Raw genomic sequence first — 11,631 nt, forward strand, 5'->3', positions numbered from 1 at the left:
GGCGAACAATCAGCGCAACTTGAGGGTAGACAGGCCCAGCAGGCACAAGAGCATGGTGATGATCCAGAAGCGAACCACGACCTGCGTTTCTTTCCAGCCGGACTTTTCAAAATGGTGGTGCAAAGGCGCCATCAGCAAGATGCGGCGGCCTTCGCCGTATTTCTTCTTCGTGTACTTGAAGTAGCTGACCTGCAGCATCACCGACAGGGCTTCCAGCACAAACACACCGCCCATGAAGGCCAGGACGATTTCCTGGCGCACGATCACGGCGATGGTGCCCAGTGCGCCACCCAAGGCCAACGCGCCCACATCGCCCATGAACACCTGCGCCGGATACGCGTTGAACCAGAGGAAAGCCAGGCCCGCCCCCGACAATGCGGCGCAGAACACCAGCAACTCCCCCGCGCCCGGAATGTGGGGCAGAAGCAGATACTTGGCGAAGACAGCATTGCCCGTCACGTAGGCAAAGATGCCCAGGGATGCCGACACCATCACCACCGGCATGATGGCCAAGCCATCCAGCCCATCGGTCAGGTTCACGGCATTGGACGTGCCCACAATCACGATGTAGGTCAGCACCATGAAGCCCCACACACCCAGCGGATAGCTCACGGTCTTGAAGAACGGCACGATCAAATCGGCCTTGGGCGGCAGATCGTTCGAGAAGCCCGATGCGACCCAGCGCCCGAACAACTCCAGCACGCGCAGGGCATTGACCTCGGACACGTTGAACGCCAGGTAGATGGCTGCAAACAAGCCGATCAGTGACTGCCAGAAGTACTTCTCGCGAGAGGGCATGCCTTCGGGATCCTTCAGCACGACTTTGCGCCAGTCATCCACCCAGCCAATGGCGCCGAAGCCGGTCGTCACGATCATCACGATCCACACGAAGCGGTTGTTCCAGTCGAACCACAACAGGGTCGACAGACCAATCGACAGCAAGATCAGCGCACCGCCCATGGTGGGCGTGCCACGCTTGGCCAAATGCGTCTGCACGCCGTACTCGCGGATGGGCTGACCAATCTTGAGTTCGGTCAGCTTGCGAATGACATACGGCCCCAGCAACAAGCCAATGATCAGGGCCGTCATGGCCGCCATCACCGAGCGGAAGGTCAAGTATTGGAAGACCCGCAGGAAGCCCCATTCGGGATGCAGCCCTTGCAACCAGAGTGCCAGATTAAGCAGCATGCGCACCTCCGGCGAGAACGTTGACAACTTGTTCCATCTTCATGAATCGAGAACCTTTGACCAGTACCGACGCCGCATGAGGCGCATCGGCAGGCGTAGGCAATGCGGCAACGATGTCAGCCGCACTGTTGAAATGACGGGCGGACGCCCCCAGCACCTGCGCGGTGTGCGCGCACAAAGCACCAGCGGTCCAGACGTGTTCGATGCCACGCTCGCGGGCATAGGCGCCCACTTCCTCATGGAAGGCTGGACCTTGCGTGCCCACCTCGCCCATGTCGCCCAGCACAAGCCAATGCGGCCCAGGCAAACCGGCCAGCATGTCGATGGCCGCACGCACCGAGTCGGGGTTGGCGTTGTAGCTGTCGTCCACCAAGGTGACCGGGCGGCCGCCAACCGTGATGCAGCGCAATTGCGAACGCCCCTTGACGGGCTCGAATGCCTCCAGCCCACGGACCACCGTGTGCAAGGGAACCCCGGCGCTCAATGTGGCGGCCGTGGCGGCCAGCGCATTGCGCACGTTGTGCTGGCCAGCCATGCGCAAGGCCACTTGGGCCAGTCCGTACTGGGTGGCCATATCGATCACCCAATGCGGCGACGGGTCCGCATGCCACTGAGCGTGGCCCGTGACGGCGGCTTCACCTTCGGTAGCGAAATCGACCGTGGCATAGCCTGTCGCCTGCTCGCGCCAGATGGCTGCATGCGCATCATCGGCCGGGAACACAGCGGTCCCCGAACGGCTGAGCGAATGCAGGACAGCGCCGTTTTCACGCGCCACCGCTTCAACGGTGTGCATGAATTCCTGATGCTCGCGCTGGGCGTTGTTCACCACCCCCACCGTCGGCGCCGCAATGGCGGCCAGTTGCTCGATCTCGCCGGGATGATTCATGCCCAACTCGACCACGGCACAACGGTGCACCCCTTCACGCAGGCGCAACAAGGTCAACGGCACACCGATGTCGTTGTTGAAGTTGCCCACGGTGGCCAGTGCCGCATCCGGATGACCTTGCTCGGCCATCCAGGTTCGCAGAATGGAGGCAATCATCTGCGTCACGGTGGTCTTGCCATTGCTGCCGGTGACGCCGATCAAAGGCATGTCAAAGCGCGCACGCCAAGAGGCGGCCAGGTGGCCCAAGGCAGCACGGGTGTCCACCACCGTCAAGCCAGGCAGACCACTGGCGGCCACACCACGCTGCGCAATCACAGCCGACGCGCCAGACTGTGCAATGTGCGGCAGGAAATCGTGCGCATCAAAGCGCTCGCCGCGCAATGCCAGAAACAGATCGCCAGCCTGCAAGGTGCGGGTATCGGTGTGCACTCGGGCAATCAGCGTGGCGGGATCGCCATGCAGCACCGACCCTGGCAGCAGTGAATGGGCCAGGCCCAAGGTCATCATCATGTCGCTCATGCGGCACCTCGCTTGGCCAGCGCAGCCGCAGCCTCATCTGGATCACTGAAGGGCAACTTGGTGCCCGCAATGTCTTGCGTGGACTCATGCCCCTTGCCGGCAATCAGCACCACGTCTTCCGGTTGCGCCTGAATGAGCGCATGCGCAATGGCTTCACGCCGGTCTTCAAGCACATCCACACCATCCTGACGCGCAATGCCCGCCAGGATTTGCGACAAGATGAGCGCAGGCGATTCGCTGCGTGGGTTGTCGCTGGTCAGCACGGCACGGTCGGCATGCTGTTCCGCCACAGCGCCCATCAAGGGACGCTTGATGGGGTCGCGGTCACCGCCACAACCAAACACGCACCACAGCTTGCCGCCGCGCGTCGTGGCCACAGGACGCAAGGCCTGCAATGCCTGACTCAATGCATCGGGCGTGTGAGCGTAGTCCACTGCGACCAAAGGCTGAGCGGCTGTCGCAGGCACCAGTTGCATGCGCCCCGGTACGGCCACCAGACCACTGCAGGCCTTCGCTGCAGCCTGCAAGGCAAACCCTTTGGCACGCAAGGCCCCCAACACCGCCAGCAGGTTGGCCACATTGAACGCCCCGATGACCGGCGCCTGCACCACCGTCCGATCCGACACCGCGTCGAGCGAGGCGTGCCGCTCCAGAACCGTGAAGCTCAGGCCATTGGGCTGATACGTCACATCGATGGCCTGCAGGCGCACCGGCCCATTCAGGCCATACGTCCACACATCCAACCCGCGCGCACGTGCATGCTCAGCCAGCCGATAGCCCATCGCATCGTCCTGATTGATCACGGCCGCCTTGAGGCCGGGCCAATCAAACAGAGCGCGCTTGGCCAGCCAGTAGGCTTCCATGCTGCCGTGGTAGTCCAGGTGGTCCTGTGTGAAATTTGTGAACTGCGCCACGTCAATGTGTGTGGCGTGCAAGCGCAACTCTTCCAGTCCGATGGACGACGCCTCGATGGCGGCGGCGCTCAGCCCTTGCTGAACAAAGTGCCGGAACGTGGCGTGCAAGGTCACGGGATCCGGTGTAGTCAGACCCGTTGGGACGAAACTGCCAGCCCCCACCTGCCCGACACCCAACGTCCCGATCACCCCGCAAGGCTGCCCCAACGCCGTCAGGGCCTGCGAGGTCCACCACGATGTCGAGGTCTTGCCGTTGGTGCCTGTCACGGCCACCACGCTCAGCGCCGCGCTGGGCTCTTCATAGAAGCCATGCGCAATCTCGGCCACACGCGCTTTCAAGTTCGGCACAGCCACGATGCGTGGGTCGGCAAACGCAAACGACGTCACACCCTCGGCTTCGACCAGGCAGGCGCGCGCGCCCTCTCGCAGAGCCTGCGCCACGAAGGCGCGGCCATCACGGGCCGCGCCCGGCCAGGCGATGAAGCACACACCTTGCGACGACAAGGTCGCCACCTGACGGCTGTCAACGGTGAGCTGCGCCACCGCATGCTGGCGCAACCAACCCAACAGTTTGGACACGTCCGACATCTGCATCAAAGTGGCATTCGTCATCAGAAACTCTCCACTTCGGCCGGAGCGGTGGCGCTGATTTGCGAGCGGACCTCGATGTCGGGCAGCACACCCAAACGGTTCAAGGTCTGCTGGACCACCTGACTAAAAACCGGTGCAGCCACTTCACCGCCGAAGTACACCCCGTTGCTGGGCTCGTCCACCATCACGGCCACCACGATGCGCGGCTTGCTGATCGGCGCAATGCCCACGAACCAGGCGCGGTACTTGTTGCCCGCGTAACCCTTGCCCTCTTGCTTGTGCGCCGTACCGGTCTTGCCACCCACGCTGTAGCCCATGGTTTGAGCCTTTGGCGCAGTACCGCCCGGGCCGGTCACCATGTTCAGCATGTGCCGCACGGCACGCGCGGTGGCAGGCGAGATCACAGGCGTGCCGCGCACGGGCACAGGCTCGGCATTCTGGGGGGCCTCTGGACGCGACGAAGCCGCCTCCGGACGGAAGGCGGCCTTGAAAGCCAGAACGGGGCGCGGTTGGTCAGCGGCGGCGGTTTGCCGCGCCACCTCCCCTGCATCTCGTTTGATCAGGGTGATGGGAATCAATTCGCCATCGCTGGCAAACACGGTGTAAGCCTGCGCCAGCTGAAAGAGGCTGGCAGACAAACCATAGCCATAGCTCATGGTGACTTGCTCGATGCGACGCCACGACTTGTAAGGGCGCAGGCGTCCGGTCACCGCACCCGGGAAACCGAGTTGCGGCTTGCGCCCCAGCCCGACGGCCGTGAAGATCTCCCACATTTCGCGGGGCTGCATCTGCAGCGCCATCTTGGCCGTGCCGACGTTGCTGGACTTCTGAATCACTTCCTCGACGGTCAGGTCACCGTGCGGATGCGAATCGGAAATGGTGGACCCGTCAATGGTCAGGCGGCCCGGTGCGGTCGAAATGACCGTATCCGGCCGCACACGATGTGTCTCCAGCGCCAGCGCCGCGATCAGCGGCTTCATGGTGGAGCCGGGCTCGAACGTGTCAGTCAAGGCACGGTTGCGCAACTGCGCACCCGTCAGGTTGCTGCGGTTGTCGGGGGTGTAGCTGGGCACATTGGCCAGCGCCAGCACTTCGCCGGTCACGGCATCCAGCACCACGACGCTCCCCGCCTTGGCTTTGTGCTGCTCGACCGCGTCCCGGATGCGTTGATAGGCGTAGAACTGAATCTTGGCGTCGATCGACAAACGGATGGCGTCGCCATCTTCGGCGGGCACCACATCACCCACGGCCTCGACCGCACGCCCCAGGCGATCCTTGATCACATGGCGCGAACCATTGCGACCGGCCAGTTGCTTCTCGTAAGCGAGCTCAATGCCCTCCTGCCCCTGGTCTTCAATGTTCGTGAAGCCCACGATGTGGGCGGCCGACTCACCTTCAGGGTACTGCCGCTTCCACTCGCGCAACTCATACACACCCTTGATCTTCAGGGCGGCCACCGCTTGGGCCACGCTGTCGTCCACCTTGCGACGCAGCCACACGAAGTTGGGGTTGGAGGCCAGACGCTTTTCCAGATCGGCGCGAGGCATGCCCAGCAAGCGCACCAAAGACTGCACATCGGCCGTCGAGGCCTGCATGTCTTTGGGGATGGCCCACAAGGATGGCGAAGGCACACTGGACGCCAGCAACTCACCATTGCGATCCAGGATCCGCCCACGATTGGCCTGCAATTCGATGCGACGCTCGTAGCGGTTGGCCCCTTGCTGCAAGTAGAAATCGTTGTCGATGATCTGCACCCACGCTGCACGACCGATCAACACCACAAAACCCAGGCCAATGCAGCCAATCAGAAACTTCACGCGCCAGGGTGGTGTGCGCGACGCCAGCAGCGGGCTGGTGGCATAGCGCACCGTGGGCACGGCCGACGCTTTTTGCTTCCGCGGCTGCCCACGCAAACGGCGCATGAACTCACCCAGGCGGCTCATGGCTGCCCTCCCTGCGATGCAGCAAGCGCTACACCCGATGCCGCCACCACATAGTGCGTCACCGAAGGGTTATGGCTGAACATGCGCAGTTTCTCGCGCGCGAGCTTTTCAACACGCAGGGACGTGGCCTGCGCGCGCTTCTCAACTTGCAGGCGCTCGTAGTCAATCTGCAGCTCATGCGCGTGCGACTGCGCCTTGTCGAGTTCCACAAACAGCGAGCGGGCCTCATAACTGCTGCGAATCAGCCAGAAGCAACTCAACAGCACCACGGCAGCAAGGATCAAGTTCAAGCGGCCCATCACCGGCGCCCTCCCTTGCCGGAACGACCGCCCTTGGTACGCGATGACGCCACATCAGATTGAGCCAATTCCGCAGACCACGGCACATCCGTGCGCTCAGCAATGCGCAACACCGCTGAACGCGAGCGCGGATTGCCCGCCACCTCGGCTTCAGAAGGCTTGACCCTCGCAATCGCGCGCAGCAGCAGGGGCTTGGGTTGGGCAAACGGCACGCGACGATCAACCTCATCACGGCTGTGTTTGGCGATGAAGGTCTTGACGATGCGGTCTTCCAGCGAGTGGAAGCTGATCACAGCCAGACGCCCGCCGGGCGCCAGCATCTTCAGTGCAGCATCCAGCGCGTCCTCGAGTTCGCCGAGTTCACGATTGACGTGAATCCGAAGAGCCTGGAAGGTACGGGTAGCGGGGTCTTGCCCGACTTCACGGGTTTTGACCGAACGAGCCACGAGCGCTGAGAGCTCCCCGGTGGTGCGCACAGGCTGGCCCTCATCGCGGCGAGCGACAAGCGCCTTTGCAATGGACCAAGCAAACCGTTCTTCTCCATAAGTGCGAATGACCTCTGTGATTTCGTCCACGGAAGCGCGTGCCAGAAAATCCGCCGCACTTTCACCTTGCGTGGTGTCCATGCGCATATCGAGTGGCGCATCAAAACGGAAACTGAAGCCCCGCGCAGGGTTGTCGATCTGGGGAGACGACACGCCAATGTCCATCAGCAAGCCATCCACCGCACCCAAGCCTTGCTGAGCCACCACCTCGCCCCACGACGAAAACGGGGCATGCACGATGGTGAACCGAGGATCCTGGATGGCAGACTCACCCGTGGTGGCATGCGCGATGGCCTCCGGGTCGCGATCCAGCGCCAGAAGACGCGCCTGAGGCCCCAAATGAGACAAGATCAGACGAGAGTGACCACCGCGACCAAAGGTCGCGTCCACATACACCCCGTCAGGGCGCGGACCGGTCGCGGCATCCCACAAACCATCGACTGCCTCGTGCAGCAGAACGGTTTGATGCTGCCAAGGGGTTGGAGCCTGTTGCATCGCGTTAGAAAGTGAAGTCTTGCAATGCATCAGGCATGGGTTGCGCCATGACCTCCGCCTCATGCGCGGCGTAACGCTGCGCATCCCACAACTCGAAGTGCGTACCCATGCCCAGTAGCATCACCTCTTTGGAGAGGCCTGCGGCGGCACGCAACTCGGGCGCCACCAGCACGCGGGCAGCGCTGTCGATCTCGACATCCTGCGCATTACCCAAAAAGATGCGCTTCCAACCTGCAGCCGACATGGGCAAGGCCATGACCTTGTCACGGAAGGACTCCCAAGCAGGGCGAGGAAAGACCATCAAGCAGCCCGCAGGGTTCTTGGTAATGGTGATTTGCCCCCCGCACAGAGCCTGCAACGCGTCGCGATGACGCGCAGGGACAGCCATACGCCCCTTTGCGTCCAGCGACAGCGCTGATGAACCCTGAAAGACGAGAGTCACACAAAACCCCACGAATTTGCACTAAATCCCACTTTAACTGATGAACGCCACCCAAACAAGGCAAAAGTAAAAAAAAGTTCAATGAAATCAATGACTTAGGCGCCATTCTGCGGCAAAAATCCCAAAAAAAAGTCCTTACGAATCAACGACATGCAAGGAGGTCCGAAAGTGAAAAGTGAGGAACCTCCCCCATCTGAATGGGGTAATTCCAGCCCTCTTACCGCCGGCATTGCCCTGTGCATCACCGCCTGTGAGGTGGGTCAATCGAAAGTCATTGCGAATAGTTCGCATTCGGACTTAAAATCGTGTACATGAAAACGCAACGCCACCACCCAGACGGTCAATCCGCCACCACGCTGGATCAGTTACCGGTGCGCACACAAGCCACGATCCGGGAAGTTCGAGGCAGCCATCACGACGGTGGCGCACTGAAGCGCCGCCTGATGGAGTTGGGCTTTGTGCCCGGTGAGCGCGTGCAAGTGTTGCGACGCGTTTTCCATGGTCATGGCCCCCTGGCCGTGCGCGTAGGGACCAGCACCTTTGCCATGCGCAAGCTGGAATCGTCTTTGATTGAGGTTGTGCCCGCCTGATCGGGATCACACCGCAGTCTTTTCTGTCTTGTCGTCTGCAGGAGTGCGTTCATGGCGGCCACGACACCCCAAGTGTCCACTACCCCGCTGATCGCACTGGTCGGCAACCCCAACTGCGGCAAGACCGCCTTGTTCAACCGTCTGACGGGCTCCAAACAGAAGGTGGGGAACTACGCCGGCGTCACGGTAGAGCGCAAGGAAGGCCAGTTTGTGTCGCCTGCCGGCCAGTCCTGGCGTGTGCTGGACCTGCCAGGTGCTTACAGCCTGCTGGCCGCCACCCCCGATGAAGCCATCACCCGCGATGTGATCGCCGGCGTACGCGCCGGTGAAGCCCCCCCCGTGGGGCTGGTGTGCGTGGTCGATGCAACCAACCTGCGCCTGAACCTGCGCATGGTGCTGGAGTTGCAGACGCTGAACGTGCCCATGGTGCTGGTCATCAACATGATGGACCAGGCCACCAAACGCGGCATTCACATCGATGTGCCCCGACTGCAAACTGAATTGGGCATCCCCGTGGTGGAAGCCGTGGCCGTGCGCGCGGGCGGGGAGCAAGCCCTTCTGACCCAACTGGATCAACTGGACTGGCCCAAGCTGCCCGCCCCCGAAGGCGCGCGGCCCATGGAGCGCATTGCGCAAACCCCTGTGGAAGACACGCACCGCCGCGTGGGCGAGTTGCTGGCCGCCTGCGTGGTCATGCCGTCTCATGCGCCGAGCCTGACGGCCCGGCTGGACCGCTACGCCCTGCACCCGGTCATGGGGCCGTTGATCTTGGCAACACTGATGTTCCTGGTCTTCCAGGCCGTGTTCAGTTGGGCCTCGGCCCCCATGGACCTGATCGACGAAGGCATGGGCGCGCTGGGGGATCTGGTCAAGACCCACATGGCCGACGGCCCACTGCGCGGCCTGCTGGTCGAAGGGGTGATTGGCGGAGCCGGCAGCGTGCTGGTCTTCCTGCCGCAGATCCTGATCCTGTTTGGCTTCATCCTCGCACTGGAAGACTCGGGCTACCTGCCCCGTGCCGCCTTCCTGCTGGATCGGGTGATGGGCAGCGTCGGCCTGTCGGGCCGCGCCTTCATCCCATTGCTGTCGAGCTTCGCTTGCGCCATTCCCGGCATCATGGCCACGCGCACCATCTCGCAACCGCGCGACCGCCTGGTCACCATCCTGATTGCCCCGCTGATGACGTGCTCGGCCCGCCTGCCTGTGTACGCCCTGTTGATTGCGGCCTTCATCCCGGATCGCACCGTGGCCGGCGTCTTCAACCTGCAAGGTCTGGTGCTGTTTGCGCTGTACATGAGCGGCATCGTCTCGGCCATGATCGTGGCGCTGGTGCTCAAGCGCGTGATGAAGCAAGGCGGCGCACAGCCACTGCTGATGGAGTTGCCCGACTACCACTGGCCCCACCTGCGCAACCTCGTGCTGGGGCTGTGGGAGCGCGCCAAGGTATTCGTCACCCGCACCGGGACCACCATCCTGTCGTTGATGGTGGTGCTGTGGGTGCTGTCGAACTTCCCCGGCGCCCCCGACAACGCCACGCAACCGGCGATCTATTACAGCTTTGCCGGCATGTTGGGTCGTGCGCTGGAAGTGATCTTCGCGCCCATTGGTTTCACCTGGCAGATCTGCATCGCCCTGGTCCCGGGCATGGCCGCCCGTGAAGTGGCGGTGGCGGCACTCGGCACGGTGTACTCCATGTCTCAGACCGGTGATGAACTGAGCACGGCCCTGCAAGCCGTGGTGAGCCAGGCCTGGACCTTGCCCACGGCCCTCTCCCTGATGACTTGGTATGTGTATGCCCCGCAGTGCCTGCCCACCCTGATCGTGGTCAAGCGCGAAACCAATGGCTGGCGCACGCCACTCATCATGGTGAGCTACCTGTTCACACTGGCCTACCTGGCCTCGTGGGCGGTGTTCCACCTGTCGACGTACCTGCTTCGCTGAGGAGGCCCCATGCGCATCGATGCCCAAACCGTTCTCACGGCGCTGCTGGTGATGGGTGCGCTGGCTTTTCTGGCGCGCAAATGGTGGCCGATGTTGCGCTCGCTCGTGGCGGGGCAGCCGGCAGCCGGTTGTGGCGCCTCGGCTGCGCAGGCCAGCACGTGCGGCAATGGCTGCGGTAGCTGCGGCAGTGCATCCGCCTCTCGCAAAGACCACCGCGTGAACGTGGTTCGCCGTCCTCGCTGAGTTGCCGGCCCGGCAGAGTTGCGTTTACACTGCGCATCGCTCCGGGGTGTGCCGTGCAAGTGTTCTTGCCAGGCGCTGAGATGGACTGACGTCCGAACCCGTTGAACTTGATCCGGTTCATACCGGCGAAAGAAGAGCCGTCCTGCTGGAAGTCCGTTCGTGACGCGCTGGCGGGTGCAGCCCTTCAAGCGTGCTGTGCCCATGCCGCTTGCAGGCGCCTGCCCCACCTCCCCCGTTGCCTTGCGCCTTCCTGAGGCCCTCCTCGGAGCACGTGTCTTTGTCACACCTGCCACCAGGAGAGTCGCCCATGAACGCCCCCGATCCCATCGTTGCCCCTCAAGCGCTCGATGAACTCACCCGCCTGACGCGCGAGCCCTTGCCGGCCTCCCGCAAGGTTTATGTCACGGGCTCGCATGAGGGCGTGCGCGTCCCGATGCGCGAGGTGTCACTGACCAATGGCGAGCGCGTGACGCTGTACGACTGCTCGGGCCCCTACACCGACCCCGCCGTCCAGATTGACGTGACCCGCGGCCTGCCCGCCGTGCGCGAAGCCGCCGTGCTCGCCCGGGGCGACACCGAAGGCTATGCCGGGCGTGCGGTGCAGGCGGTGGACGATGGCTTGAAGGACGGCGAGCACCACGACGCCCGCATGGCAGCCTTGCGCCAGGCCGCTGCGGGTCTGCAGCGCCCGCCCCGCCGTGCCATCGCCGGTCACAACGTGACCCAGATGCATTACGCACGCCGCGGCATCATCACCCCCGAAATGGAGTTCGTCGCCCTGCGCGAAAACCAGCGCCGCCTCGATCAGGCCGAAGACTGGCGCAGCCGCTACGGCCAGAACGCCGAGCGCGAGGCCCGCCTGCGCGGCAACCCGATGGGTGCCCTGATCCCGCGAGAGATCACCCCCGAGTTCGTGCGCGACGAAGTGGCCCGTGGCCGCGCCGTGATCCCCGCCAACATCAATCACACGGAACTGGAGCCCATGATCATCGGGCGCAACTTCCTGGTGAAGATCAACGCCAACATCGGCAACTC

At 63.1% G+C, this 11,631-nt stretch carries 11 protein-coding genes and 1 riboswitch; of the genes, 4 read left to right on the forward strand and 7 right to left on the reverse strand.

What is annotated here, in order from left to right; genetic code table 11:
• Nucleotides 1–9: 9 nt before the first annotated feature.
• Genes mraY through mraZ form a run of 7 tightly spaced genes read right to left on the reverse strand, consistent with a single transcriptional unit; the run spans nt 10 to nt 7,822 of the window.
• Complete coding sequence (gene mraY / locus ACOYNB_RS13080; protein WP_422839461.1) at nt 10–1,188, reverse strand: phospho-N-acetylmuramoyl-pentapeptide-transferase; 1,179 nt, start codon at nt 1,186–1,188, stop codon at nt 10–12.
• Nucleotides 1,178–2,593 carry a UDP-N-acetylmuramoyl-tripeptide--D-alanyl-D-alanine ligase gene (locus tag ACOYNB_RS13085; protein WP_422839462.1) on the reverse strand — a complete coding sequence of 472 codons (1,416 nt, stop codon included), beginning with the start codon at nt 2,591–2,593 and terminating at the stop codon, nt 1,178–1,180. The genes mraY and ACOYNB_RS13085 overlap by 11 nt, the downstream gene beginning before the upstream one ends.
• Nucleotides 2,590–4,119 carry a UDP-N-acetylmuramoyl-L-alanyl-D-glutamate--2,6-diaminopimelate ligase gene (locus tag ACOYNB_RS13090; RefSeq protein WP_422839463.1) on the reverse strand — a complete coding sequence of 510 codons (1,530 nt, stop codon included), beginning with the start codon at nt 4,117–4,119 and terminating at the stop codon, nt 2,590–2,592. Before ACOYNB_RS13090 ends, ACOYNB_RS13085 begins: the two co-directional genes overlap by 4 nt.
• Nucleotides 4,119–6,041 (reverse strand): peptidoglycan D,D-transpeptidase FtsI family protein, encoded by a 1,923-nt coding sequence (locus tag ACOYNB_RS13095; protein WP_422839464.1) that lies wholly within the window; start codon nt 6,039–6,041, stop codon nt 4,119–4,121. The genes ACOYNB_RS13090 and ACOYNB_RS13095 overlap by 1 nt, the downstream gene beginning before the upstream one ends.
• Entirely contained in the window at nt 6,038–6,340 is a 303-nt protein-coding gene (gene ftsL / locus ACOYNB_RS13100; RefSeq protein WP_422839465.1) for a cell division protein FtsL, read from the reverse strand. The genes ACOYNB_RS13095 and ftsL overlap by 4 nt, the downstream gene beginning before the upstream one ends.
• Nucleotides 6,340–7,380: a 16S rRNA (cytosine(1402)-N(4))-methyltransferase RsmH gene (gene rsmH / locus ACOYNB_RS13105; RefSeq protein WP_422839466.1), complete on the reverse strand. Its 1,041-nt coding sequence runs from the start codon at nt 7,378–7,380 to the stop codon at nt 6,340–6,342. Before rsmH ends, ftsL begins: the two co-directional genes overlap by 1 nt.
• A gap of 4 nt (nt 7,381–7,384) precedes the next feature.
• Nucleotides 7,385–7,822, reverse strand: coding sequence for a division/cell wall cluster transcriptional repressor MraZ (gene mraZ / locus ACOYNB_RS13110; protein ID WP_374257524.1), 438 nt, complete (start codon nt 7,820–7,822; stop codon nt 7,385–7,387).
• A 311-nt stretch (nt 7,823–8,133) separates the two neighbouring features.
• Between mraZ and ACOYNB_RS13115 the strand changes: the two genes are divergently transcribed.
• From ACOYNB_RS13115 to ACOYNB_RS13130, 4 genes are all read left to right on the forward strand, one after another.
• The gene (locus tag ACOYNB_RS13115; protein WP_422839467.1) at nt 8,134–8,412 is read left to right on the forward strand and encodes a FeoA family protein; all 279 of its coding nucleotides are present in this window, start codon (nt 8,134–8,136) and stop codon (nt 8,410–8,412) included.
• A 51-nt stretch (nt 8,413–8,463) separates the two neighbouring features.
• Nucleotides 8,464–10,353 (forward strand): ferrous iron transporter B, encoded by a 1,890-nt coding sequence (gene feoB, locus ACOYNB_RS13120; RefSeq protein ID WP_422839468.1) that lies wholly within the window; start codon nt 8,464–8,466, stop codon nt 10,351–10,353.
• Nucleotides 10,354–10,362: 9 nt separating this feature from the next.
• Nucleotides 10,363–10,596 (forward strand): hypothetical protein, encoded by a 234-nt coding sequence (locus ACOYNB_RS13125; protein WP_422839469.1) that lies wholly within the window; start codon nt 10,363–10,365, stop codon nt 10,594–10,596.
• A 32-nt stretch (nt 10,597–10,628) separates the two neighbouring features.
• Nucleotides 10,629–10,747: riboswitch (TPP riboswitch) on the forward strand.
• Nucleotides 10,748–10,903: 156 nt separating this feature from the next.
• On the forward strand, nt 10,904–11,631 hold a 728-nt coding region (locus ACOYNB_RS13130), incomplete at its 3' end, for a phosphomethylpyrimidine synthase ThiC (protein ID WP_422839470.1).

This window comes from Aquabacterium sp., assembly GCF_049317225.1.
Lineage (GTDB): Bacteria > Pseudomonadota > Gammaproteobacteria > Burkholderiales > Burkholderiaceae_C > Aquabacterium.

Bases quoted from the DNA above. Each gene is read 5' to 3' on its own strand.
- mraY (WP_422839461.1), bottom strand. From the start codon at position 1,188: ATGCTGCTTAATCTGGCACTCTGGTTGCAAGGGCTGCATCCCGAATGG.
- ACOYNB_RS13085 (WP_422839462.1), bottom strand. From the start codon at position 2,593: ATGAGCGACATGATGATGACCTTGGGCCTGGCCCATTCACTGCTGCCA.
- ACOYNB_RS13090 (WP_422839463.1), bottom strand. From the start codon at position 4,119: ATGACGAATGCCACTTTGATGCAGATGTCGGACGTGTCCAAACTGTTG.
- ACOYNB_RS13095 (WP_422839464.1), bottom strand. From the start codon at position 6,041: ATGAGCCGCCTGGGTGAGTTCATGCGCCGTTTGCGTGGGCAGCCGCGG.
- ftsL (WP_422839465.1), bottom strand. From the start codon at position 6,340: ATGGGCCGCTTGAACTTGATCCTTGCTGCCGTGGTGCTGTTGAGTTGC.
- rsmH (WP_422839466.1), bottom strand. From the start codon at position 7,380: ATGCAACAGGCTCCAACCCCTTGGCAGCATCAAACCGTTCTGCTGCAC.
- ACOYNB_RS13115 (WP_422839467.1), top strand. From the start codon at position 8,134: ATGAAAACGCAACGCCACCACCCAGACGGTCAATCCGCCACCACGCTG.
- feoB (WP_422839468.1), top strand. From the start codon at position 8,464: ATGGCGGCCACGACACCCCAAGTGTCCACTACCCCGCTGATCGCACTG.
- ACOYNB_RS13125 (WP_422839469.1), top strand. From the start codon at position 10,363: ATGCGCATCGATGCCCAAACCGTTCTCACGGCGCTGCTGGTGATGGGT.